The sequence below is a fragment of the Thiomonas islandica genome (genome assembly GCF_055383445.1).
The window spans coordinates 2,107,606-2,130,554 of record NZ_AP042391.1; the positions used below are offsets into that span (position 1 = coordinate 2,107,606).

Sequence of the window (22,949 nt, forward strand, 5' to 3'; positions counted from 1 at the left end):
CTTGTGGTGCGATGCGGGTTTCGGGCTCAGCCGTGTGCCGCAATGGCTTTGCGAATGGTCTGCGCCAATTCATCGGCGACGAACTTGGCCACATAGGCATCGGCGCCCACGCTGCGGGCGTGGTCTTCATTGGCCGAGCCCGACAGCGACGAGTGGATGACCACCGGAATGTTTTTGAAGCGTTCGTCCTGCTTGATTTGGCGGGTGAGGGTGAAGCCGTCCATCTCGGGCATTTCGAGGTCGGTGAGCACGAGCTGCACCTTGTCTTCAACGCGCTTGCCCTCGGCGCGTGCCTCGCTGGCCAGGCTTTGCAGCCGCTCCCAGGCTTCCTTGCCGGTTTTGGTACTGACGAAGGGCACGTGCAGGGCTTGCAAGGCCTTCTCGATCTGCGTGCGAGCGACGTAGGAGTCGTCGGCCGTGAGAATGACCGCGCCAGGCTTGAGTGTCAGCGCGGGCCCCAAGTGCTGCGTGTCCTTGACCTCATGCACGCGCGAGGGCAGCACATCGCGCAATACCTTTTCCACGTCGAGCACCAGCGCCAGCCGAGTGGTTTGATCATCTTCTAGCCGAGCGATGCTGGTGACCATGCCGCCCACGGCGTTGGCCTCGGCCGACAGCACCTTGCTCCATTCCAGCCGCACGATTTCTTCAACCTCTTCCACCGCGAAACCCTGCACCGAGCGCTCGTACTCGGTGACCACCAGAATGTTCAGCCCGGTCTTGGGCACACAGCCGACCACGGCCGGCAGGTCGATGACGGGGATGATCTGGCCGCGGATGTTCGCGACTCCCAGCACATGTTTGGGCGCGCCGGGCATGACCGTGACCTGTGGCATCACCAGCGCCTCGCGCACCTTGAATACATTGATGCCGAACAGCTCGCGCCGCGACGATTGCGGCTCTTCGCCAAGGCGAAACAGCAGCAGTTCGAATTTGTTGGTGCCAGCGAGATTGGAGCGCTCGTCGACTTCTTGCAAGACATTGGAGTTCATGATTGGGTCCTGTGGGCGATGGAAGGAGACTCAGGGAATCTGGCGCATCAGCGCTTCGAGCCGCTGGGTGATGGTGTCGCTCAAGCCCTCGAGGCGGGCGGCGAGTTCGGTGATACGCGGGGCGTCATCCGCGCGGATGGCCTCGACCAGCGCCTGTCCGGTGCGGTGCACGTCCTGGTGGACGGAATCGACGGCGACAAAGCCCGCGTCGCTGCCAAAGTAGCTGGCCCCCGCGCCGAAGTACCACTTGCCGAAGAAGCAGCCGTGGAAGTTCGACACATCCATGTCGATCTTCTCTTGCTTCTGCGCCGCAGCGAGCAACTGGCCGATCCACTGGTAGTGCATGGCCAGCGAGACGCGCAGGGTGATGGCAGTATCGGGCCATTTTGAGACTGCGGTCACGCCGGTCTTGAGCTGTTCGCGGGCGGTGCGGATCAGACCCATCATGGCCTCAAAGCGCTGCACCAGGGCCTGCATCAGCGCGGCGGCCTGCTCGGCATCCAGCCGCTGGCGGTCAGCATCGCTGACCAGCTGGCGCATCAGCCCGGTCTGTTCCATCATGACGTTGCGCACCTGCGCGAGCATGGACTTGACCTCGGCCAAGGTCTCACCGGTATTGGTGACCAGCGCACCCACGCGCTGCACCCGCTGCACCGAGCGGGCCATGTCCGCGCCGACATCGGCCGACTGGTCGCGCAGCTTGTGGGTGAGTTCCTCGATTTCGTGGGTGATGCGCGCAGTCTTGCGCGCCAGGTTACGCACCTCATCGGCGACCACAGCAAAGCCGCGGCCGTGTTCGCCAGCTCTAGCGGCTTCGATGGCGGCGTTGAGCGCCAGCAGATTGGTCTGCGAGGCAATCTCGCTGATGCCCGCAGTGAGCGTCTCGACTGAGCGCACCGCATCGACAAAGCCGGTGAGCTTGGTCTCGGTGCAGGTGATGAAGCGCGACACATCGGCCACTTCATCCAACGTGGTGACGATGGCCTGGTCGCTGCGTTCGACCGAGCCGGTGGTGGCGTCCACCCGGCTGTGCAGGTCGTCGAGCTGGATCTGCGCGGTGTGGGTCTGGGTGGCGGCGCTGCGCAGCCGCGCAGCCATGTCGCCCACGCGCTGCGACAGACTGTGGATGTCGTGATCGAACCCGGCGGTACGGCTTTCGGCAAACGCCAGCGACTGCGTGGTGGTGCGCAGTGCGTCCACGCCGTGCAGCAACATCTGCCGCACGCCGCCGAGCTTGCGCGCCCAATCGTCGGCATCGATCAGGTCGATGTCGCGCAGCGCGCCGTCGCCCTTGCCGGTGAGGAGGTCGAGCACGGCCTGTAGCACACGCTCGCGGTCTTCGCGCACGCGATCCAACAGCCCACCCGGGGGGATGTTTCTGGCCTGGTCTTCACCCCAACCCTCTCCCGGGGGGGGCGGGAGCGTTTTACTTCCCTCGTTGCTCGTGAGATGGAGTTTTTCCCCTCCCCCATGCAATGCGGGAGGTTGGGTGGGGGCCGACTCCTGCGCATCCACAAGAGCGGTCATATCGGGGCTGGCGGTTTCCACGAGTATCTCCTAGTGTCCATTGGTGCGGTGTCAGCCCGCGTTGCCCTTGGCCTCGATGGCATCGCTGAGCGCTTGTGGGCGGTCGATGGTCAGGTCTTGCTGCGCGGATAGAGGCATCGCGCTTTTGCGTTTGTCGATCCTGTGCTGCAGTGGCTTGGGGGTGCCGCGGACACGCGCCAGGAATGCGCAGTGCGTGTGGATCTCGGACGGCCTGTCCAGGCTGTGCCGCAGCGCCAAGGTTTGTCGCAGAGCGTGCAGGGTCGTGGCCATGGTAGGGGGCGATGGGCCGAGGCGGCGCTGGTCAGGCAGCCTCGAGGCTTTTGGACAGATCGTGCAGCAGCGCCAAGGTGCGTTTTTCCTGTTCGAGCAAGGCCGCGGTGAGTTGCGGCAGACGCTGACGGTCGCCCGCTTGCGCGGCCTGGATCAACTCCCTGGCGGCAGTGTGCAACTGCGCGTGCGGCAACGCGAGTGCCTTGAAGACGGCAGACTCACCCAGAAGCGCTGCGCCAGAGGTTTCGTACCACTGGCCGAAGCTGCATTGATGATGGTCGGGGATGTCTTGCGCTCGCGCGGCTTGTGGTGTGCGCTCCGCATCGGCCAGGGTTTTGATGACAAAGTTGCGATGATCTTCCTCGGCTGACTTGAGCAGCATTTGTGTGCCGATGTTCTGCATTGCGCGCACATGCCCGCCGAGTTGCTCGACGATGGCGTCGACCTGCGCGAGTTCGCGCACCGATTCACTCGCTTTGGTCTCGATGGTCTGCGCGCCCGAGGCGATCTGACCGATGCTGGCCTCGATGCTGTCGGTCGCCTGCTGTACATTGCGCGACAGATTGCGCACCTCGTCGGCCACCACGGCAAAACCGCGCCCGTGTTCTCCGGCGCGGGCCGCTTCGATCGCCGCATTGAGCGCAAGCAGGTTGGTCTGAAACGAGATGTCGCGGATGGCGCGCGCCAGCGCGGCGATGGTACGGACTTCATTGCTGAGTGCACCGATGGCCTGCACATTGCCGGTGACGGCTTCTTGAACCTGGCGGATCGCGGTGTCTACCGACTGCATCGATGTGCTGACCTGCGTTTCGGCCCGCATCAGCGCCTGCAGAGTGATTTTCAGCCGGTCATTCAGCGCGACCGCCTCGCGTCGCGCGGAAATGTTGCGCAGGCTGGCGTGCAGCGCGATCGGTTTGCCCTCGTCGTTGCGCACCGCAGTGATGGTCACCGAAAACAAGAAAGAGCCGAGTTCGCGCTGCTGTTTGTGCATGGGCTGGCGGCCGACGGCCAGATCGTCCAGCGTGGTGCGCAACTGGGCAGAATCGCAGAGCACGGCCAGTGGCTTGCCGATCAGCGCGGTTGGGTCGACACCGCCGAACGCCTGGCGGAACATCGCAGCGAAACGGTCGAAAGTCTCGCGGGCAGTACGGTTGACGAACTCGATCGGGTGATCGCCATCGGCTGCGGCGAGAAAGTCCAGGGTCTCCAGCCCGTCGAGGACTTGTGAGGCGATTTGCAGGATGGATTTGTGCATGATGTCGTGTCGTGGCAGTTCACTCGATGGCCGAGCCGACCTTCAGCGCGTCGAACCAGTCGATGAAGCGCTTGACGTTTTCGCCGGTGTAGATCGCACCGTGTTGCGGGGCGAGGAAGTCGATGTCCATTTTGGATACGCGCTCGCACCAGTTGCGCTTGGCCGCCATCGACGGCATCCAGCGCTTGTGGAAGTACTCGGCGGACTTGATGTGCGCATCGAATGCCGCGGGCGATTCGATGTTGCGGCGGTCGACGACGGGAGGGTGGCCCGGCGGGAGCAGGGCAGCGCCGACGTCGCCGGAGAACAGCACCTTGGCCTGCGGGTCGTAGACATGAAAATTGGCCGAGGAATGCAGATAGTGCGCGGGCACGAACTGCAGCCGGGCCGAGCCCAGGGTCATCTCGCCGCCCTCGTCGGGGATGTCGCGCAGGTCGGCGTCGAGTGCGCCATAGTGGCGGATGAAGCCGCTCCACAGCTTGGGCACATACCAGGCGATGGTGGGGCTGCAGGCGTTCCACAGCGGCAGGCTGGAGGCGATGTCGGGGTCTTGATGGCTGATGAAAGCGGCCTTGAGCGAGCCGGGCGGGGCCACTTCCACCAGGGCGCTGAACACCTGCGGGAAGATCTCGAAGCCGCCCGGGTCGAGGATGAGGGTTTGGTCGTCCACGCTCAGGGCGTAGACATTGGAGTCGATCACCCGGCGCTCGTCCTGGTCGTAGAGGATGTTCCAGTGGTGGTTGCCCTGGCTGAAAAACTGCAGCGATTTCATTTGATGATCCTTTCGATTTGTTCGCGGTAGGTGCGCAGCAGGTCTTGCACGCCGCTGACGGAGCGGTCCATTTCCAGCGACACCTGGCTCAAGGGCGCGTTGACCGCGCCTTTGAGAGCGGCCTCGATCCGGCCATTGACCACCACGTAGTCGAGCTCGGCGATCACCGCCTGGAAACGGTCGAGCGCTGCACTGAGCGCCTGTCCGGCACGGCGGCTGCCGGCAGAGTGGTGCACGCGCTTCTCAGCATGCTCGCGCAGCCGTGAGGCCAGCGATGGGCAGTGCGCGGTGGCCGTACTTTGGATATGCCGCAGGCTGCTGATCTGCTGCATGTCACGCAGGGTTTCCATGAAGTGAAGCATCAGCGGGTTGATGAGTTGCTGCACTTGGTCGGCAGCGGCCTGCAGCGCCTGCGCGCCCTCGCGGAAAGCCTGCGCGACCACGCCGTAACCAGCAAGTTCCTTGCCATGGCGTTTGACCAGCACCTGGGCATTGAGCGCCTTGCGGTCGATGTCACGCAGGCGTTTTTTGATCGCACGCTGGAACGCGTACGAGGCGTCGGCCACGGCGATGAGCTCGCGGCGCAGGGTGTCGAGTTCCTGGTCGTCCACGCCGGTGTCGCGCGGATGGTTCTGAGGAGGCGGCACCCCCTGGGAGAGGGCGGCATGCAGGGTGTCAGAGGGTTGTTTCATGTCAGCTCTTGCGTTGCGCCCTGGCCAGAGCGGCGCCGTCGAGGATGAGCACCACCTCGCCTTTGCCCGAGATGGTGGCGCCCTGATAGAGATTGCTGGTGGTGGTGATGTCCAGCGGCTTGACCACTGAGTCCTCGGTGCCGAGGGCCTCGGACACGACCAGCAGGCCCTGCTCGATGAGGATGCCCTCGCTGGGTTCTTTGAGCAGATCGATTGGGCGGTCTTGCAGCAGTAGACCGAGGTCGATGTAAGGCACCACGCGGCCGCCGTCGACCTGCGCCATCAGCCGCCCGGAGATGGCATGCACCTGCGCCGGGTCGATGGCCAGCAGGTTTTCTATTGCCGCGACTGGCAGTGCGTAGGTCTCGCGCCGCAGGCGGAAATACAGCACCGGCAGCACGGCCATGGTCAGCGGCAGCTCCAGCGTGAGGGTGCTGCCCTTGCCCAGCGTGGTGTCGATGTCGATGCGCCCGCGCAGCGCGGTGACGGTCGAGCGCACCACGTCCATGCCCACGCCGCGGCCGGACAGCTCGCTGACCTGCTCCTTGGTGGAGAAGCCGGGCAGAAAAATGAGGTCGAGCATCTCGCGCTCGGACAACCGTGCGGCTTCCTGCGCGGTGATGACGCCTTTGGAAATGGCGTGCTGCATGATTTTTTGCGCGTTCATGCCGCGACCATCGTCGCCCACCTGAATCTGCACCTTGTCGCCAAGGTGGCGGGCGAGCACGCGCAGCACGGCCTCCTCGGGCTTGCCCGCCTGCTGGCGTGCTGCTGGCTCCTCGATGCCGTGGTCGAGCGCGTTGCGCACCAGGTGGATCAGCGGGCCGGACAGAGCATCGACTACGGTCTTGTCGATCTCCACATCCTCGCCTTCGAGCTCCAGGCGCACCTTCTTGCCCAGGCTGCGCGAGGCATCGCGCACCACGCGGGGCAGGCTCTGGAACAGGCGCCTGCATGGCTGCATGCGCAGGCGCATGACGGTGTTTTGCAGGTCGTTGACGGCCAGATCGGTTTCGCGCGCCAGCCGGCCCAGGCCTTCATCTACCTGCACCACGCGGGCCACGGCGGCGCTGAGTCGGTTGCGCAGCAGCACGAGTTCGCCCACCTGGTTCATCACCTGATCCAGACGGCTGGAATCGACGCGGATGGTGGCTTCTTCCTGCGGTGCGGCCGGTATGCCCGCCTGAACGCCGCGCGGGGCGGGAGCAGCCGCAGCCGGTGCGGCAAGCGGTGGCGGCGCGGCGCCTGGCGCCTTGCCGGGGCCGTACAGCTGATCGAGCACGCGCTCGAACTCCTCTTGCGTGATCTCGTCGCTGGCGGGGCCGGTACCCGGTGATGGTGGGGTGACGCCCGGCGCCTGGCCCGGGCCGTACAGGCTATCGAGCACCTGCTCGAATTCTTCCTGGGTGATGTCTGCCGCGGTGCCTTCGTCCGTGCGCTCGCGTCGCTCGGCGTAAAGCCCGGTGCCGCCCTGCGCCAGCGGGGTCTGGCTGACCCAAAGCCCCTCGGCAGGGGGGGCGGATGCGGGCACGGCTGGCGCTGCCGCGGTTTCGGGCGGGGCAGCGCCGCTGGCATAGGACTGGATTTCGCTGCCCAGGTCGACCGGGCCTGGGGCCGGATGTTCGCCGCGCGACATGTCATCGAGCATCGCGGCGATCACATCGGTGGCGCGCAGAATGGCGTCGATCATTGGCGCGGTCGCGCGCAGTTTGCCGCTGCGCATCTTGTCGAACAGGTCTTCGAGGTGGTGGCACCAGTCCACCATGTTCTGCGCTTCGAGAAAACTGGCGCCACCCTTGAGGGTGTGGAAAGCACGGAAGATGGCGCTGAGCGCGTCGCTGTCGTCGGGCTGCGATTCCAGCCGCAGCAACTGGTCTTGGGCCTGGCTGAGCAGTTCGCGCGACTCGGCGAGGAATTCCTGCAAGATGTCGTTGTCCATGATGGTGGGGCGGAAGGTTTCAGATGCCGAGGTCGCGCAGCAGCGCGTCCACGTCATCCTGGCCAAAGGAGGGCCCGGCGTAGGTGGGAACTCCGTTGAGCGGCGCGGCGCTGTCGGCCGCCGGGGCCGAAGCCTCGGGAGTGGCCGCGGGTTGAAGGTGCGGGCCGAGTTGCTCGACGGCGGCACGGATGCGCTGCTCCACCGCCTGCAGCAGATGGATGGTTTTTTTCAACCGCTGCCCGGCGAGATCCTGCCCCTGCTGGCTGGCGAGAATGGTGTGGAACTGTTGTTCCAGGCGGTCGAGGCGCTCGTCGATGAAACCGCCGTGCGTGGCGCGGATGGCGGCGATTTCGGTGAAGCCGTTTTCCACCGCTTCGAGTGTGGACATGGCCTGGGTTTCGGTCAGCCGCAGCGCTTCTTCGAGCGGATGGCTGGCCTCGGGCAGATCGCTGGAGGCGGCCATGATGCGGCGCACGCCTTCGTGCAGCAGGGCGTCGGCCTCGGTGAGCTTGTGCAGCGCGGTGGAGGCGGCCGCGGGCTGCGGCGTTTGCGTGGTGGCGGCGTGGTCGAGACTCATTGGGCCGCTCCCGCCGCCGCGTTGAGGCGCGCCATGATGGCGTCGAGCTTTTCTTTCAGGGTCTGGGCAGTGAAGGGCTTGACGATGTAGCCGTTCACCCCCGCCTGCGCCGCGGCGATGATATTTTCTTTCTTGGCTTCGGCCGTGACCATGAGCACGGGCAGGCTGCGAATGGCGGGGTTGTCGCTGGCGCGGATGTGCTTGAGCAGGTCGATTCCCTGCATCACCGGCATGTTCCAGTCGGTGACGACGAACTCGATACCGCCGGACTGCAGCCTGCGCCAGGCCTCTTCGCCGTTTTCCGCCTCGTCGATGGTGCCGGTGACATAGCCGGTCTGCATCAGCAGGCCCCGCACGATGCGGCGCATGGTGGGGAAATCGTCAACAACCAGGAATTTCAAGGTGGGCCTCGTGGGTTTTGATCTTGCCCGCTGTCTAACGGCACCGTCCGCCCTAACTTGAGCCTAGGTGGTCCATTGGGCGCGCACCTGCGGTGCTGTTTGGGTGCATGCGCCGCACTGGCGGCTATTTTGGGGTCTTCTTCGTCACTCATCGCCATAGAACTAGGGGCTTGTCAGTCAGACCCAAACTGGCTCGCCATTGCATCCGCCTGCCCTCCAAACTCCAATGAACAATCTGGGTTGTGCCGTCCCGGGCTGCGTGGCGTGCCGGCTGGCGATCTCTTGTCCTGGGTCAAGCGTTTGCGGGTGTGTGTCCATGCCGCCTTGGCGTGGCGCAAGGGGCGGGCAACGCCTGGCTTGCGTGGCCCGCAGTGAAATGCGGTGCGCAGCGTTTTTGCCAAAAAAGTCACACTTGCCCTAAAGTTCGCACAGGACGTGCCGTTGTGCCCGCCAACAGGAGAGAATGCCAACATGGTCCCGATTCAAAATCCCATCGTTCCCAGCAGCTCCACCGCGAGTAGTGGGGTAGCTGGCGCAGCCCGGCGCAACCCGGCTGCGGGCGCCAGCAATATCGCAAGCAGCGCTGCGCAGACCCCTCAGCCGGCCGCGGCCGAACAGGTGTCGATCTCCAGTGTCGGGCAGATGCTGCAGCTTGCCAGCTCGCAGGGCAACACCCCGCCAGCCAGCGATGCACGCATTGCAGAATTACAGGCTGCGATCCAGAGCGGCAACTACCCGGTCGATGCGCAACGTATTGCCAGCGGCTTGCTGCAGGACACCAAGGCTCTGCTCGGCATGGTCAAGCCCTGATCGCCGCGCCGAACACGCCATGGCAACCGAAACCGAACACCTTCTGCAGGAGCAGCTCGCTGCGCTGCAGGCTCTGGCCGGCGTGCTGGCCGCCGAGCATGACTGCCTGCTGCGCGCGGCGATCGATCAACTTCCCATCTGGACCGAGCAGAAAACCGCATGGATTTTGGTGCTGCAGGCGCTGGAGCAAAAGCGTCTGACGCAGTGGGATCAAAACGCCGCCGCGCATGCGCCCACGCTGTGGAATGCGGTGCAGACTCTGGCGCAGCAGGTGGCCCAGGCCAACGGGCGCAACGGCATGATGATTTCTGCGCTGATGCGCAACACCGAAGGCGCGCTGCACATCCTGCGCGGCACTGCAGACCAGCCCGGCCTGTATGGTGTGCAGGGCCGGGGACAGGCTGGCGCTGCCGGGCCCCGGCTGCTGGTCAGCGCCTGAGCCGCCTTCCCTCTCTGTCCATGCTCATCCTGACGCGTCGCCCCGGAGAAGCCATCCGGATCGGCGACGACATCCGTCTGGTGGTGCTGCAATCCGCGCCTGGCAAGGTGCGGCTGGGTATCGAAGGTCCCACTGCGCTGCGTATCCTGCGCGAAGAGCTCTACATCCAGATTCGCCAAGACAACCAGGCCGCGTTGGCCCCGCAAGGCGTGTCGCTTGCGCACTGGATCGGCGATCCGAACCCCACTGATCCGACCTGAAGGCAGCCCAGACGTGACCGACCTGCAGCCGATCGATACTGCTTCGCCGACCGTATCACCAGCGGTGTTGTTGCCCACCCGCTTTGGGCCGCTGCCGTTTTTGCCCGCGCAGGTCTGGACCGCGCAGCCTCCTCTGGCCGGTTTCGAGGCGCTGCAGCGCTATGGCCTGATCAGCCTGCAGGCCGAGCGACCCTTTGTCTGGCTGCAATCGCTTGACGATACGACGGTCAGTTTCCTGCTGGTCCAGGCCGTGCACTTCGGCTTGCGCTATGACCATTTGCCCGTCGGCGCAACACCGCTGGTCATGGTGCTGTTGCCGGGGCCGGCCGGGCAGACGCTGCGTGCGCATCGCCAGGCGCCGCTGTTGTTCGATGCGCAGAAGGCCACGCTGACGCAGTACATGGTCGAGGCCGACGAGGTACAAGGTGATGGCCTGTTTGTCGCGCAGGCGGGTGTATCGCTCCCCGCCGCCTTGGCCGAGCGGGTCGTGCTGCTGCGCTGACGGGTTGTCGTTGGCGTCCGAAGGCGTTGGGCGGTGCGAGCCGCAGTGGCTGCAAAGCGTTACCGCCCCGGGTTTCCCGGTGCGGATCGGCAACTGTTCAGCGCCTGGCTTCGCGCAACAGTTCGCGGTCGCGCCGTTGCACATAGGCTTGCAGGCGCTGCTCGAAGCCAGGGGCCAAGTTGAGAAACTGGATGCCAATCTGGCGCACCGGCTGGCGGGTTCTGGTGTCGCGCAGATTGCCGACATACCGCACCTCGGCCTCGACTGCGAGCGCCACATCTTCGAGACTGAAACGCACCTGTGGAATGTACTCGCCGACGGTCAGCGCGTAATCGATCGCCGAGGGCACGAGCAGCCGCATGCCGTTGACGCTCAGATCATGGCATTGCCCATATAGCGGTTTGGCGCCGCGGCGCTGGATGTCCACGGTGCTGACATCGCCCGGGGCGATGGACACGCGGAAAAAATTGCGCCGCTGCAGGTAATAGATCACATCGGGGTAGGCGATGCGCAGCGCACCGTAGCCCTCGAACTCGATGCGTTCGAGCAGCCTGGACTGAAATCCGACAAACACGCCTTCGTAGCGGCCGATGGTGAAAAACGGCGCCTGGTTTTCCAGCCGCCTGTTGCCAATGTCTGGGGTGAGTTCGTCGATGATCAGCCAGTGTTTCGACCGGTTAGTTGCCAGCAGAGTGGAGCTGAATTCTTCCGCCCGGTCGTGCGGCAGCACTGCGAGCGGTTCATGGCGCTCGATGATCTTGTTCAGCACATGGTCGGCTTTTTGCTTGGAATCGAGCTGGTATTCCTCGCAGAACAGCTTGGCGGTGACTTCTCGCATGGGGGACGACTCAAATGCCGAGCTGTTCCACCCAGGACAGCGCGGCCAGGTGGATGGAGCTCACGCGCCAGCCCGGAATCCCTAGGGCCGACGAGAGAAAGTCGAGGTTGTCGAAATCGCGCTGCTCGACCGCGCGAACCAGTTGCAGATAGCTGCCGAACACGCCACTATCATTTTTCAGCGCCATGACAATGGGCTCGGACAGGGTGATTTCCGCTAGCGCCTTGTCCATTGGCACGCCGAGCATCACGTCGAGCATGGAAAACACGCCGACGACGAAGGCATGGTCGGCGTCCTCTGCCGACAGAGTGTCCTTGGCCAGCAGTTCCATCATGCGCGCTCGTGTGATCGCAGTACGGGCGACCGCCGCAGACGTGGCATTGCTCGGCACCGTGGCCAGCAGAAGCGCCAGCCAGCGGAACAGCTTTTTGTAGCCGAGGATGGCCGCGGCATGGCGGAACGAGGTGACCTCGGACATCAGGCCAAAGCCGGAAGAGTTGATGTAGCGCAGCAGCTTGAAGGACAGCGCCGGGTCCCGCTTGAGCACCTGCTCGATGTCGGTCAACTCGGCCTGGCGCATGACCAGGTTCATCAGCTGCAACACATTGGCATACGCCGGATTGATGACCTTGGCGCTGATGGTCTGCGGCCGGGCGAAGTAATAGCCCTGGAAATAGTGGAAACCGGCGTCGAAACAGGTCTTGAACTGCTCCGGTGTCTCCACGCGCTCGGCCACCAGCCGCAGGTTGCGGTGACCTTCGACCTTGCGCTGCAGTGCGACGGCGACATGGGTCGAGATGCTCTGCACGTCGGCCTTGATGAAGGCCAGGAATGGCAGCCAGGCGGCGTAGATCGATGCGGCGGCAAACGGCCCTGCGGCGATGTGGAACCCACGCTCTCGCAGTGGTTTGAGCTGGGCGGCAACTTCGGCGATGCCGGTGGGGTCGTCGCCATAGATGCGCGGTACTTCGAGCACGATGCGGTCGGGGAAAACGATGTCGAGGTGTTCGGCCTTGAGGTCTTCGACCACGCAGTTGATGAATGCGAGCTTCTCGCCGAACAGGTTTTCCGAGCCGATGTTCGACAGGGCGTTGAATAGCAGCACGCTGTCGCTTTCTGCGCTGTGATGGGCGGGCGCACTTTGTGCAGTGGCGCTGTCACGTGCGAACAACTCGTAGCCGATGATCTGCTGCTTGCGGTCGACGATGGGCTGGCGCGCGATGTGTGTGTGCATCACGGTGCCAGTGGCATTGGACGCGGCGGCTTGCGGTGGAGTGAGGGCGCTGTTCATGGGGGGATCAGAACCTCTTGGCATTGCAGCGATGCTAGCAGTGCCGCTGTCGGCCAGTGGCATGGTGCGGGTTCAAGGAAGCCAAGCCTTCAGCCAGGTGTCGAGATGGTCTTCCATCATCCAGTTCGCCAGCACCTTGGCGCGCAGCGCATCCCCCTGGGCGCGCAGCGCGACGCGGTCTGACACGGCCTCACGTAGCGCGCGGACCCAGTCGCGGTAACGATTGGCCACGCGGGTGACCGGAAAGTCGCCCTGGTAGGGCACGAGGTCGGTGCAGATGACCGGATAGCCGAGGATGCCATACTCCAGCAGGCGCAGATGGCTCTTAGCTTCGTTGAACGCGTTGTCTTCCAGCGGTGCCACGGCTAGGTCGAGGTCGAGTGCAGCGAGCTTGGCTGGATACTGGTCCAGCGGCACACCGGGATGAAATTCCTTGACCAGCGGCTTGAGCGCCTGCGGGCATAGGCCGAAGAACACCCAATCCACCTCGGCTGCGGTGTCGCGTACCACATCGGCAATCAGCTCCAGATCGCCAGTATGGCCGACACCGCCGGCCCAGCCCACCCGCAGCTTGCTGCGCTCGGCGCGTGGCGGCTGCAGATGCTTCCAGCGTGCGGCTTCCAGGTAGTTGGGCTGCACCACCACCTCATCGGTGAAATGGGCGTAGGCCTTGGCCAGCGGCTCAGTGGCGACCACCAGCCGGTTGCACAGCCCGGCGGCCTTGCGAAAACGCTTGGCGATGTCTTTGTGGATGCTGGCGCGGTGCACGCTCTTTTGCGGCAGATTGGTGATGAGATCGTCGATCTCGAACACGCGAAACACCTTGGAGGTGCGCGCGTGACGCTCCAGCGCTTCGATCTGTGGCCACTCCATCTGCCGCTGCACCACCAGGGTGTCGGGCTGTATGCGCTGCATTTCGGCGGGTTCGAACAGCCGCATGGTTTCCCATCCCTGGGTGAGCCCGGCGCGGTTGAGCGCGCGCATCGGCGCGATGATGCGGTACTCTCCGCAGCCTTCGCGGTCGGCCGGATGCACCAGCACACGCGGACGGGGACGCCAGTCTGGGTCCCAGCTCAGGCAGGGCTGATCGTCGAGGAGAAAGTCGGTGCTGGCAAGGCTCAGGTGGCGGTTGTAGGCAGGGTCGAACGCGAGCTGCGGCAGCCACTTGGCATACATGGCGTCTTTTTCGGCGGCGAAGCGCTTGAGCTTGGCGTCGCTTAGCTGGGTTTCGGTGCCGCTCTTCTGGCTGGCCGAGCCTTCGTGCAACAACAGCGCGAACGGTGTGAACACGATGCGGTAGCCCGCTTTGCGCACCTTCAGGCACAGGTCGATGTCGTTGTAGGACACCTTGAACACCTGTTCGTCCAGCCCGCCAAGCTTTTCGTACACGCTTTTGCGCACCAGCAGGCAGGCGCCGGTCACGGCCGAGAGGTTCTGCGTGAGCTGGGCGCGGCCGAAGTAGCCGCGGTCTTCGGGCGGGCGGCCGATGAAGGGATGCTCCGCCGGGCCGCGCAGACCGAGAATGACCCCGGCATGCTGAATCTTGCCGTCGGGGTAGAGCAGCTTGGCGCCGACGATGCCCACATCGGGGCGCACCGCATGGCCCATCATTTCGTCGAGCCAGTCGTCGTGCAGGGCAGCAGTGTCGTTGTTGAGCAGCAGCAGATATTCGCCGCGCGCTTGGGTTGCTGCGGCGTTATTCATCGCCGAGAAGTTGAACGGACCGGGCTGGCGCACCACGCGCAGGCGGCCGCCGAGTTCGGCCTCCTTGGCTTCGATGGCGGCCAGATAGTTGCGCGCATCAATCGTCTGGCTGTCGTTGTCGATGATGAGAATTTCGTAAGCCGGGTACTTGGTTTTTTCGATCACCGACTCCACGCAGCGTTGCAGCAGCGGCAGCTGGTCGCGCGTGGGAATGAGGATGGACACCAGCGGCCGCGCTTCGGGCAGCGGCCAGCGCACGCGAAACGAGGGCGGAAACGGCCCCGGCTGGACCTGCGCGGCGATGCCCAGTCGTTCGAAATGGCGCTGCAGCGCCGAGTGCCCAGCTTGCAGAATCTCAGGTACCGACTTTTGCGTATGCCCCGAACCTAGAAGGCGGTGATAGAGCACCTCGGGTACATGGCCGATGGCCGCTTCTCCTGCCCCAGAACGCTGCAAATGCTCCCACGCTCGCAGCATCAGGTCGTAGTCTTCCGCGCCTTCAGCCTGTGGGTCGAAGCCGCCGAGCGCCTCGAACAGATCGCGCCGGATCAGCAACAGCCCGCCGACATAGGGCAGACTGCGCAGATAGTCGAGATTGAAGTCGGGCTTGCAGTGCGGGTTGGTGTGCTGACCATCGGCCGTGATCTGATCTTCGTCGGTGTAGACGATCTGCCACTGCGGATGCTCGCGCACGGCATGCGCGATGCGGAACAGCGCGTCGGGCGCGAGCTGGTCGCCGGCGTCGATCAGGCCGAGCCAGTCGGCGTCGTTGTTCGTCAGAGCGTGGTTGGCCGCTACCAGCAAATCTTGCGCTGGAGAGGACGACGGCAGGGGTGATGGCAGTTCGGTCAGGATATGGACCGCGAACCACTGGCATGTGATGCTCTGCAGCGTGCCTTGCGCAGGGTGGCCGGGGTGCGGCAGCAACGCCAGCGCGATGCGCGGGGCGCTTGCCCCGCTCTGGCTCCAGTCGTGCACGGTCTGGAGCGCCCAGTCCCGTTCCTGCGGAAGCCAGCGTCCTTCGGGCAGCCAGGGAATGATCGGCTTCGGCGGAGACGCCAGGAGGTTTCCTGCGGTGTCTGTGATCTGTAAACCGGCTTTCTCGGCGCTGAGGGTAAACAGGCGTTCGACCACGTGGGCCAGGGTGCCATCGGTCTGACCGGTTTCGTCCTCGAAATCCGCGTCTTTCAGATCGAGTGCCAGCAGCGGGTCGAGCGCCTGAGGCCGGCACCAGAACATCGATCCGGCGAAATAGCCATGCCGTGCCGGGTCTGGGGTGATGCCCATGCGCTGCGCCAGCGCGGATAGTCGGGGAAAGTTGGCATCGCCACGCAGACCCAGCCAGAAGCCGTGGGGGCCGACGAGCCCTAGCTTGGACTGCTGCGCAAATGCTGCAATCGTCTTCTCCGAAGCGTCGAGCAGTGCGGCCAGGAGTTCGCGCCGCCAGCGGTCGCCGTCCTTGTGCTGCAAAAACGGGACGTGGATGTTTTCGACTTCCTTGAGGTGCGGGGATTTTTTGCCGTGGAGAAACAATAGCTGACTGTAGTTGCGCGCTCGCGCCAAGCGCAGCAAGGCCAGGCGCGGAGCGATGTCACGGCCCTTGTTGGGATGGCGCATCACCACGGCGTCAGGCAGATCGCGCACGATATCGGTCAATAGTTCCTCGCGACCTTCGCTCAAGGATACATATACATCGCAGGGCGCTGGCAATGTTTTCAGGTGAGCAAGGAATTCCGGCCACAGATCGGGGTAGTACAGGTGCAGCAGCACTGCAGTCCCGTTTCCGTGTGGTCGACCCGTGTGCAGCACGGGAGAGGGAACTTGAACGGGTTGCGCAGCGCAAGCCGAGCGTGTGGGAATGAATATCCGGTTCTGCGCAGGGTTCGGCCGCGCGCGATAGAACACTTGCAGACTGGTGAGTTGCTGATATTCGTCTGCGGTGACGTTTTTGACTACAAGGCGTTCAGTTTCGAGATTGGCCGGGAAGACGGTAGGCCGCGTCGTTTGGAAAAAACGGCTGTCCGGGCCGTATGCCATTGCCTCGACGGTGTAGCCGGTTTGCTCCAGCATGCGCTGGCCTTCGTCGCGAGTGAAAAAACGCAGATGGGTGATGTCGAGAATGCCGGACTGCTCGTACGTCCAGCGGCCCTCGGCGAGTTCGTTGATCAGCCAGAGATTGCGCGCGTTCGGCAGGCTCACGAGCACCTGCGCATCGCCGCTCAGCCAGGGACGTAGGGTGTCGAGCGCGCGCCAGGGATTGGGCATGTGTTCGAGCACATCGGCCAGCACCAGGGTGTCGATGCTGGCGCTTTTCAGACCGTGCGCGGCCAAGTCGATGTCCTGCAGCAAACCGGGTATCACGCGGTGGTAATGCGCTTGCGCGAGATGAGCAACCTGTACATTTCCCTCGATGCCCCACAACTCGACGGTGGGAAATTTCCGCTTCAGCCCGGCGCCCATGGCGCCGGAAGCGCAGCCTACATCCAGCACGCGGCGCGGCGGCTGGCGCAGCAGGCTGAGAAGATCGGCCCGCGGGTTGCTGTGATAAGCGCCGACCTCTGCAGTGTCCGCCGAGTCGAGTGACTCCCAAAGAGGAGGGGAAGATGAGGTCATGGTGTCAGAGGTACTGGAACAAACTCAACCCCTGCACCTGCACAAACGCCTTCTGCGCAGCCTGAAGCGCGGTGAGGCTGGACTGGTACTCGGTGATGACCTGTGGGTAGTTGATATCGGTGAGCTGGGTCTGCTGAGTCTGCAGTTGCAGCGTCAGACTGGCGTTCTGGGTCAGCACGGCCTGCACTTGTTGCAGGCGGCTGCCGATGCTGGCCTGGGCACTGAGCAGGTTGGTCTGGTTCTGGTCGAGGCTGGCCAGGGCGTTGCTGATGGACTGCGCGCGCAAGGCGTTCGAGCCGGAGGTCTGCGCGGTGGCCGAGAATGCCTGCGCCAGCGACTGGAAGGTCTGGAACAGGCTCTGCGGCGTGGCGGCGGCGATGGTGAAACTGTCTCCCGCCACCGGCGTGCCGACGATGGGCACAGTGATCGCCGGGCTGCCGCCTGGGGGCAGCCCGATGCTCATGCCGGGGGTGAAGCTGCCGCTGCTGATCGACCCGGACGAGAACACACCGCCGCTGCCGCTGCTCACGGCGTAGGTCAGCGCGCCGCCACTGCTGCTGAAGGCAATCCGGTACTGCGTGCCGTTGACCTGCAGGGTCTGCTGGGCCAGTGCGGCGTCGTTGACCGTGCCCGGGCCGGCAGTGGCACCGCCGGTGTTGCTGCTCGCGGCGTTGATGACAAACGTGCCGTTGCCCGCGCGGGCGTTCATGAACAGGACGTTGCCGGGATCGGAAATCGCGGTGCTCAGGTTGGGGCCGAGAGCGAGCTGATTCTGGCTGCCGTCGCCCTGGTAGAGCACGCTGCCATCGGCCTGGATGACGAAGGGTTGGGTGTTGCTCTTGCTGCCGGCAAATAAATAGTTGCCCTGACCATCCTGGGTGTTGGCGTATTGCGCAAGCTGCTGGATGTAGCCCTGCATCGCAGTCGCGGCATTGTGCAGGTCCTGGCTGTTGACCGTGGCGTTGTTCATTTGCACCGCGAGCTGGCGCACCTGGTTGATCAGCGTGCCCACGCTTTGCAGCGTGGCGCTTTGCAGTTGCAGTGCGTTCTGCGCATTCTGCCCGTTCTGGGTGTAGCTGCCGAGGCGGTCGATCTGGCCGGTGAGGGTGACGTTTTGTGCGGCGGCCACCGGCTGGTCGGCCGGGTTGCCAAGGACGCTGCCCGTCGCAAGCTGCTGGCTCAGGGTGTTCAGGGTGTTTTGCTGGTTGAGAATGCCTGTGAGGCTGGCGGCGTAGAACTGCGAGGTGCTGATGCGCATGGAACGCTCCTTCACTGCACGGCTTGCAGCAGCGAGGTGAACAGACTGTTACCCACCTGGATGGCCTTGGCTGCAGCCTGGTAGGCCTGCTGGTACTGGATGAGCCGCGTGGCCTCTTCGTCGAGGTTCACGCCCGAGACCGACTGCTGCGCTGCTGTGGCCTGTGCCGCTACTGCACTGGCTGCGCCGAGTGCGCTCTGCGCCTGGTTGCCTTGCGATGCCACCTGGCCGACGAGCTGCGAATACGCACCCTCGAGCGAGGTGGTGCCGCCGGCCAGCGTCTTGGCGGTCTGCAGCGCGGCCATGGCCTGCATATTGCCACCATTGCCGCCGCCGGCCGGGCTCAAGGTGAAGGCGTCCCCCGAGACCGCGACACTGCCGGCGAGGGTGACATTCCAGTAGCCACCGGGGGGATTACTGGCGTAGGGAATGGACAGCACCTGCCCGCTGCCGCCCAGGGTGAGGCTGCCACTGGCGAGCACCGTGGTCGCGCCCGATGGCGTGACCTCAAAGCCGACCGCGCCGCTGGTGCCGCCGCTGGTCAGCGTGATCTGCAGGCTGGTGGGCGGGGTGGTGGATCCTAGACTCACACCACTCACGAGCACGCTGCCGGCACCACTAGTGGCGCTGTATTGCCCTGCCGAGAGCATGAGATTGCCCAGATTCGTGTTAACCAGACTGCCGGATTGCAGCTGCCCGGCGCTGGAGACGTAGGGCGAAGCTGCCGCGATGCCTGCCGGATCGCTGAGCAGGGTCTGGAAGTTGAGCGCGCCAAAGCGCGTGGGTAGCACCTCGAAGCTGTTGCCGGCCTGCGCGCCACTGACACTGAGCTGTACCCCATCGAAACTCAGGGTGGTGACTCCACCGGAGGTGCCGGAAGTCAGCGTGGCGGTCTGGCCTGTGGACTGATTGGTGGCCGACCAGTTGCTGCCGTCGAAGCTCAGCCGATAGTCGGCAGTGGTCAGCGCGCCTGCGTTCACCACGCTGCCACTGATCACCGCGCTGCCGGTGTTGGCCGAACTGGCCAGCACCTGCACCGGCCCGGCCTGGAACATCGGGGCGCCGAACTGACCGTTGAGATCGAGCCCCTGCGCCTGCTGGCTGTTCATGGCCGAAGCCAGACCGTCGGCGATGCGGCCGAGCGCGTTCTGCGCCGGTTGCAGCACCTGGCTGCGAAACTGCAGCAGCCCACCGAGCACGCCGCCCTGCAAGCCCTGCGAGATGATCGCACCGTTGGCCGCGTAGGCCACTTCCACTTGTCCCGGGTCGTAGGTATTGGGCACCGCCTTGAGATCGAAGGACTGCGCCCCGGCGACCAGCACCTGACCGTTGCCGGTGAACACATTGACCTGATTGCCGTCCTGCTGCAGCACGCTCACCCCCACCTGGCTGGAGAGCTGGGTGATGAGCTGGTCGCGCTGGTCGAGCAGGGAATTGGGCGTGCTGCCGGTGCCCGACAGCGCGTTGATCTGCACATTGAGCAGAGCGATCTGCTGCGTCAGGTTGTTGATGTGGGTGATGCTCAGGCCGATCTGCTGGTTGACGCTGGTGGAGGCGGCTTGCAGTTGCTGGGCCGCACTCTGAAAGGTCTGCGCCAGTCCTTGCGCCTGGCTGATGAGGTTCTGCCGGGACGGCATGTCCGACGGATTGGCCGCCACCTGCGCCACGCCGCTGGCGAAGAACTGGTTGATCGCGGTGCTCAGCCCGGCGTTGGCGCCAGCCAGCAGGTTGACCAGCGGCTGGAGCTGGGTATTGAGGGCGCTGGCGCCGCTGGCCGTGGCCGTGGTGCTCCACACCTGAGACTGCAGATAGGCGTTGTAGCTGCGGGTGACCGCGTCGATCTGCGTGCCGTTGCCCAGGTATTGCCCGCCGTACAGGCTGGGCGTGAGGGTGGACTGCACCGCTGTCTCGCGGCTGTAGCCGGGTGTGTTGACATTGGCGATATTGTTGCCCGTGACCTGCAACGCGGATTGCGCCGCCTGCAGCCCAGTGAGGGCGTTACTGACCAGACCACTGATGCCCGACATGTCAACCCCTGCCGAGCGATTGGCCTGGTGCACCGGCGTAAGCCGCGGTGCCGGCGCCAGCGCGCCGGTAGACGGGCTCAGGCGTCTGTTTGTTCGACTGGTCGATTGCCTGCTGCAGCGCGGCGCTCCAGAGGCTGAGGGTGTGTTGCAGCGCCATGGTTTCCTCGCGCAGGGCGGTGACTGCCGCGACCAGCTCGGGCGTGCGCTCGGGCTGCGGGTCGGCCGAATGCCGCTGCGCGGTGTAGCCATCGAGCGCGTCGATCAGCGGCTGCCAGATCGGGGCCACTGGCGCTGCGCCCTCGGTGCCAGAGTTCACCAGTGCCTGCCGCTGCTGGCGCAGCACTTCGGTCAGCGCAGCAACGAGCTGGCGTTCATCCGTGAGGGGGTGCGGCGGGTAGGACATGGCGCGATGGGCTAGACGCAGGACACACAGCGGGTAACGTCACCGGCTCGCCAGACTTGAGCCCAGGCCCAACTGGTCGAGCACCTGCTGCATGCGCGGGCTGCGGGCGATGGCCACCAGCTTGGCGGCATATTGCGGATCGGTTGCGTAGCCGCTGCGTTGCAGCGCGGTGGCAAAAGCTGAAATGTCGTTGCCTTGACCGCGTGCCGCCTGATAGCGCGGCCGGGCGAGCAGGGCGGCGTAGTTCTGCACGCTTTCACTCACGGTTTGATAGGCGCGGAAGGCTGCCGAGCCGACCGATGCCACGCTGTCGCTGAATTCCTGCGTGAGGCTCTGGACCGTCGCACCGTTCCATCCCGGTCCCGCTTTGACGCCGAACACATTATTGCCCGGGGTGTGGCGGCCCCAGCCGGTTTCGAGGGCAGCTTGCGCCAGGATGGCCACCGGCGTCACGCCGAGCTGTCGCGCGGCGGCTTGCACGCTGGGCAGAATGCTGGCGATGAATTGCCTGGCCTGGTCGGCCGCGGAGGATTGGGACTGGCTCGGTCTGGCTGCGGTGGTGGATGTCGCGGCAGCGGGCTGTGCCGGTGCGGCGTATTCGCGGGACGCACTCAGCGGCGCGCGGGGAGTGGGGATGTTCACCGCGCCGAGGGCCGGCTGTGGTGCTGTGTTTAGGGCTGTCGCACCGGCTGCGGTCAATGCGGGCGCTGAGGCACCGTTTGCAGCCGCAGCCTGCCTGGAAGCAGCAGGAGGCACTGCGCCTGGCGGGGTGCCATAGCGACTGGCGAGCTCGCGGGCGATAAAGCTCGCCAGGCCGATGCCCTGCCCCTGACTGATGGTCGAGGCGAGCTGCTGGTTGAACATCGACTTGAACATCGGCCCAGCGGTGTCGCCCAGCATGTCCGGGCCCAGGCTGGTGGCGTCCATCGCGGTGAGCATTTGCTGCATCAGCAGTGCCTCGAACTGCTGCGCTACCGCCTTGATCGCTTGCGGGCTGCGCGGATCGGCCTGGGCGGCGGCCTTGAGCTGGTTCAGCCCCTGAAACGACAGGCTGTTGGCGGCGGCAACCCCGCTGGGCGGCAGCGGCGCAGTGGGCAGGATCGGGGAGACGGGCATGGCTGCAATCAAATGACGTCGATCTGGGCGTGCAGCGCGCCTGCGGCCTTCATCGCCTGCAGGATGGCGATCAGGTCGCTCGGCGCGGCACCCACGGCGTTGAGCGCGCGCACGACGGCCTCGAGGGTGACGCCGGGGTTGAACATCAGCAGATTGGCCTTGTCTGCCTTGGCCTTCACATCGGTCTTTGGCACCACGGCGGTCTGACCGGCGCCCAGCGGGTTGGGCTGGCTGACCTCATACTGCGTGCTGATGGTGACCGACAGATTGCCGTGCGCAACGGCGCATGCGCCCAAGGTCACGTTCTGGCCCAGCACCACGGTGCCGCTGCGCGCGTCGATCACCACCTTGGCCGGTGGCGACTCGGGCGTGACGTCCAGCGCTTCGATCTGGCCGAGGAAGGCGGTGCGCGCGCTGGCGGTTGGCGGTGCCTGCACCTGGATCACCCCGGCATTGAGCGCCGTGGCCGTGCCGGCGCCAAATTGGCGGTTGATCGCGTCGGCCACGCGGCTGGCAGTGCCGAAGCTCGGGCTGTTGAGCGCAAGCATCAGCGGGCCGGCCTGGTCGAAATTGCTCGCCACCGCGCGTTCGACCGTCGCGCCGCCTGCGATCATGCCGGCGGTGAGGAAGTTGACCTGGGTACTGTTGCCGCCGGACGACGCACCAAATCCGCTGACCACCACACTGCCCTGCGCCACCGCGTAGGTCTGACCGTCTGCACCCTTCAGCGGGGTCATCAGCAGCGTGCCCCCCGCTAGGCTGGAGGCATTGCCCACCGCAGACACGGTGACATTGATGTTCTGCCCGGGCTGTGAAAACGGCGGCAGGTTGGCCGTGACCATCACTGCGGCCACGTCCTTGGGCTGCAGGTTGCCCGCCACATTCGGTGGCAGGTTGATGCCCATGCGCTGGAACATCGACAGCAGCGACTGCGTGGTGTAGGGCACCTGCGTGGCCTGATCGCCCGTGCCGCTGAGGCCAACCACCAGGCCGTAACCGACGAGCTGATTGATCCGCACACCCTGTACGCTCGCCAAATCGCGGATGGCGGCGGCCTGTGCGGGGGAGGTCAGGGGGAGGCAGAGGACGAGGGTGCAGAGCAAGGGGAACAGGTGGCGCAAGGTGCACCCCTCTCCACCCCCACCCTGCCCACCAGTGGAGACGTCATCAAGGCTCCTCCACCACGTCGTGAGGGAGGTTGGGAGACGCGATCGCAGCAAACGGGTCAGCACGGCAGTACTC

Annotated in this window: 21 protein-coding genes and 1 pseudogene; 4 read left to right on the forward strand and 18 right to left on the reverse strand. The window is 64.9% G+C overall.

The window, feature by feature from the left end:
• Positions 1 to 26: 26 nt before the first annotated feature.
• From ACZ47F_RS10370 to ACZ47F_RS10415, 10 genes and pseudogenes are all read right to left on the reverse strand, one after another.
• Positions 27 to 992 carry a chemotaxis protein gene (locus ACZ47F_RS10370; RefSeq protein ID WP_464924637.1) on the reverse strand — a complete coding sequence of 322 codons (966 nt, stop codon included), beginning with the start codon at positions 990 to 992 and terminating at the stop codon, positions 27 to 29.
• Between the two features lie 30 nt (positions 993 to 1,022).
• A complete protein-coding gene (locus tag ACZ47F_RS10375; protein WP_464924638.1) occupies positions 1,023 to 2,540 on the reverse strand; it encodes a methyl-accepting chemotaxis protein in 1,518 nt (505 codons plus the stop codon).
• 30 nt (positions 2,541 to 2,570) lie between these two features.
• A complete protein-coding gene (locus ACZ47F_RS10380; RefSeq protein ID WP_464924639.1) occupies positions 2,571 to 2,810 on the reverse strand; it encodes a hypothetical protein in 240 nt (79 codons plus the stop codon).
• 31 nt (positions 2,811 to 2,841) lie between these two features.
• Entirely contained in the window at positions 2,842 to 3,213 is a 372-nt protein-coding gene (locus ACZ47F_RS10385; protein WP_464926622.1) for a CZB domain-containing protein, read from the reverse strand.
• Positions 3,214 to 3,279: 66 nt separating this feature from the next.
• Positions 3,280 to 4,065: pseudogene (locus tag ACZ47F_RS10390) on the reverse strand (methyl-accepting chemotaxis protein); the annotation flags it as partial.
• Positions 4,066 to 4,084: 19 nt separating this feature from the next.
• The gene (locus ACZ47F_RS10395) at positions 4,085 to 4,837 is read right to left on the reverse strand and encodes an oxygen-binding di-iron domain-containing protein (RefSeq protein WP_464924640.1); all 753 of its coding nucleotides are present in this window, start codon (positions 4,835 to 4,837) and stop codon (positions 4,085 to 4,087) included.
• On the reverse strand, positions 4,834 to 5,529 hold the full coding sequence (locus ACZ47F_RS10400) for a chemotaxis protein (protein ID WP_464924641.1): 696 nt from the start codon (positions 5,527 to 5,529) through the stop codon (positions 4,834 to 4,836). Before ACZ47F_RS10400 ends, ACZ47F_RS10395 begins: the two co-directional genes overlap by 4 nt.
• Before the next feature lies 1 nt (position 5,530).
• Entirely contained in the window at positions 5,531 to 7,468 is a 1,938-nt protein-coding gene (locus ACZ47F_RS10405) for a chemotaxis protein CheA (protein ID WP_464924642.1), read from the reverse strand.
• Positions 7,469 to 7,487: 19 nt separating this feature from the next.
• On the reverse strand, positions 7,488 to 8,045 hold the full coding sequence (locus ACZ47F_RS10410) for a protein phosphatase CheZ (RefSeq protein ID WP_464924643.1): 558 nt from the start codon (positions 8,043 to 8,045) through the stop codon (positions 7,488 to 7,490).
• Positions 8,042 to 8,413, reverse strand: coding sequence for a response regulator (locus ACZ47F_RS10415; protein WP_464926623.1), 372 nt, complete (start codon positions 8,411 to 8,413; stop codon positions 8,042 to 8,044). The genes ACZ47F_RS10410 and ACZ47F_RS10415 overlap by 4 nt, the downstream gene beginning before the upstream one ends.
• Positions 8,414 to 8,917: 504 nt before the next feature.
• Here ACZ47F_RS10415 and flgM point away from each other — a divergent pair.
• Genes flgM through fliW form a run of 4 tightly spaced genes read left to right on the forward strand, consistent with a single transcriptional unit; the run spans position 8,918 to position 10,457 of the window.
• A complete protein-coding gene (gene flgM / locus ACZ47F_RS10420; RefSeq protein ID WP_464924644.1) occupies positions 8,918 to 9,256 on the forward strand; it encodes a flagellar biosynthesis anti-sigma factor FlgM in 339 nt (112 codons plus the stop codon).
• A gap of 19 nt (positions 9,257 to 9,275) precedes the next feature.
• Complete coding sequence (locus ACZ47F_RS10425) at positions 9,276 to 9,695, forward strand: flagella synthesis protein FlgN (protein WP_464924645.1); 420 nt, start codon at positions 9,276 to 9,278, stop codon at positions 9,693 to 9,695.
• Between the two features lie 20 nt (positions 9,696 to 9,715).
• A complete protein-coding gene (locus ACZ47F_RS10430; RefSeq protein ID WP_464924646.1) occupies positions 9,716 to 9,955 on the forward strand; it encodes a carbon storage regulator in 240 nt (79 codons plus the stop codon).
• Between the two features lie 13 nt (positions 9,956 to 9,968).
• Complete coding sequence (fliW, locus tag ACZ47F_RS10435; RefSeq protein ID WP_464924647.1) at positions 9,969 to 10,457, forward strand: flagellar assembly protein FliW; 489 nt, start codon at positions 9,969 to 9,971, stop codon at positions 10,455 to 10,457.
• 97 nt (positions 10,458 to 10,554) lie between these two features.
• On the opposite strand, the gene ACZ47F_RS10440 is transcribed toward fliW, so the two are convergent.
• The 8 genes from ACZ47F_RS10440 to ACZ47F_RS10475 form a co-directional block, all read right to left on the reverse strand.
• The gene (locus tag ACZ47F_RS10440; RefSeq protein ID WP_464924648.1) at positions 10,555 to 11,295 is read right to left on the reverse strand and encodes a flagellar brake protein; all 741 of its coding nucleotides are present in this window, start codon (positions 11,293 to 11,295) and stop codon (positions 10,555 to 10,557) included.
• Between the two features lie 10 nt (positions 11,296 to 11,305).
• Positions 11,306 to 12,586, reverse strand: coding sequence for an EAL and HDOD domain-containing protein (locus tag ACZ47F_RS10445; protein ID WP_464924649.1), 1,281 nt, complete (start codon positions 12,584 to 12,586; stop codon positions 11,306 to 11,308).
• A 72-nt stretch (positions 12,587 to 12,658) separates the two neighbouring features.
• A complete protein-coding gene (locus tag ACZ47F_RS10450) occupies positions 12,659 to 16,903 on the reverse strand; it encodes a rhamnan synthesis F family protein (RefSeq protein WP_464924650.1) in 4,245 nt (1,414 codons plus the stop codon).
• 4 nt (positions 16,904 to 16,907) lie between these two features.
• Complete coding sequence (gene flgL / locus ACZ47F_RS10455; RefSeq protein WP_464924651.1) at positions 16,908 to 18,161, reverse strand: flagellar hook-associated protein FlgL; 1,254 nt, start codon at positions 18,159 to 18,161, stop codon at positions 16,908 to 16,910.
• 11 nt (positions 18,162 to 18,172) lie between these two features.
• The gene (gene flgK / locus ACZ47F_RS10460) at positions 18,173 to 20,188 is read right to left on the reverse strand and encodes a flagellar hook-associated protein FlgK (RefSeq protein WP_464924652.1); all 2,016 of its coding nucleotides are present in this window, start codon (positions 20,186 to 20,188) and stop codon (positions 18,173 to 18,175) included.
• Between the two features lies 1 nt (position 20,189).
• Complete coding sequence (locus ACZ47F_RS10465) at positions 20,190 to 20,591, reverse strand: hypothetical protein (protein ID WP_464924653.1); 402 nt, start codon at positions 20,589 to 20,591, stop codon at positions 20,190 to 20,192.
• Between the two features lie 39 nt (positions 20,592 to 20,630).
• The gene (gene flgJ / locus ACZ47F_RS10470) at positions 20,631 to 21,707 is read right to left on the reverse strand and encodes a flagellar assembly peptidoglycan hydrolase FlgJ (RefSeq protein ID WP_464924654.1); all 1,077 of its coding nucleotides are present in this window, start codon (positions 21,705 to 21,707) and stop codon (positions 20,631 to 20,633) included.
• An 8-nt stretch (positions 21,708 to 21,715) separates the two neighbouring features.
• Positions 21,716 to 22,828, reverse strand: coding sequence for a flagellar basal body P-ring protein FlgI (locus tag ACZ47F_RS10475; RefSeq protein WP_464924655.1), 1,113 nt, complete (start codon positions 22,826 to 22,828; stop codon positions 21,716 to 21,718).
• Between the last annotated feature and the right edge of the window lie 121 nt (positions 22,829 to 22,949).

Coding starts and splice junctions, on each gene's coding strand:
- ACZ47F_RS10380 (WP_464924639.1), bottom strand. CDS start 2,810: ATGGCCACGACCCTGCACGCTCTGCGACAAACCTTGGCGCTGCGGCAC.
- ACZ47F_RS10405 (WP_464924642.1), bottom strand. CDS start 7,468: ATGGACAACGACATCTTGCAGGAATTCCTCGCCGAGTCGCGCGAACTG.
- flgJ (WP_464924654.1), bottom strand. CDS start 21,707: ATGCCCGTCTCCCCGATCCTGCCCACTGCGCCGCTGCCGCCCAGCGGG.
- ACZ47F_RS10415 (WP_464926623.1), bottom strand. CDS start 8,413: ATGCGCCGCATCGTGCGGGGCCTGCTGATGCAGACCGGCTATGTCACC.
- ACZ47F_RS10425 (WP_464924645.1), top strand. CDS start 9,276: ATGGCAACCGAAACCGAACACCTTCTGCAGGAGCAGCTCGCTGCGCTG.
- ACZ47F_RS10430 (WP_464924646.1), top strand. CDS start 9,716: ATGCTCATCCTGACGCGTCGCCCCGGAGAAGCCATCCGGATCGGCGAC.
- ACZ47F_RS10370 (WP_464924637.1), bottom strand. CDS start 992: ATGAACTCCAATGTCTTGCAAGAAGTCGACGAGCGCTCCAATCTCGCT.
- ACZ47F_RS10385 (WP_464926622.1), bottom strand. CDS start 3,213: ATGCAGAACATCGGCACACAAATGCTGCTCAAGTCAGCCGAGGAAGAT.
- ACZ47F_RS10445 (WP_464924649.1), bottom strand. CDS start 12,586: ATGAACAGCGCCCTCACTCCACCGCAAGCCGCCGCGTCCAATGCCACT.
- ACZ47F_RS10440 (WP_464924648.1), bottom strand. CDS start 11,295: ATGCGAGAAGTCACCGCCAAGCTGTTCTGCGAGGAATACCAGCTCGAT.
- flgM (WP_464924644.1), top strand. CDS start 8,918: ATGGTCCCGATTCAAAATCCCATCGTTCCCAGCAGCTCCACCGCGAGT.
- flgK (WP_464924652.1), bottom strand. CDS start 20,188: ATGTCGGGCATCAGTGGTCTGGTCAGTAACGCCCTCACTGGGCTGCAG.
- ACZ47F_RS10465 (WP_464924653.1), bottom strand. CDS start 20,591: ATGTCCTACCCGCCGCACCCCCTCACGGATGAACGCCAGCTCGTTGCT.
- ACZ47F_RS10395 (WP_464924640.1), bottom strand. CDS start 4,837: ATGAAATCGCTGCAGTTTTTCAGCCAGGGCAACCACCACTGGAACATC.
- flgL (WP_464924651.1), bottom strand. CDS start 18,161: ATGCGCATCAGCACCTCGCAGTTCTACGCCGCCAGCCTCACAGGCATT.
- ACZ47F_RS10410 (WP_464924643.1), bottom strand. CDS start 8,045: ATGAGTCTCGACCACGCCGCCACCACGCAAACGCCGCAGCCCGCGGCC.
- ACZ47F_RS10400 (WP_464924641.1), bottom strand. CDS start 5,529: ATGAAACAACCCTCTGACACCCTGCATGCCGCCCTCTCCCAGGGGGTG.
- ACZ47F_RS10450 (WP_464924650.1), bottom strand. CDS start 16,903: ATGACCTCATCTTCCCCTCCTCTTTGGGAGTCACTCGACTCGGCGGAC.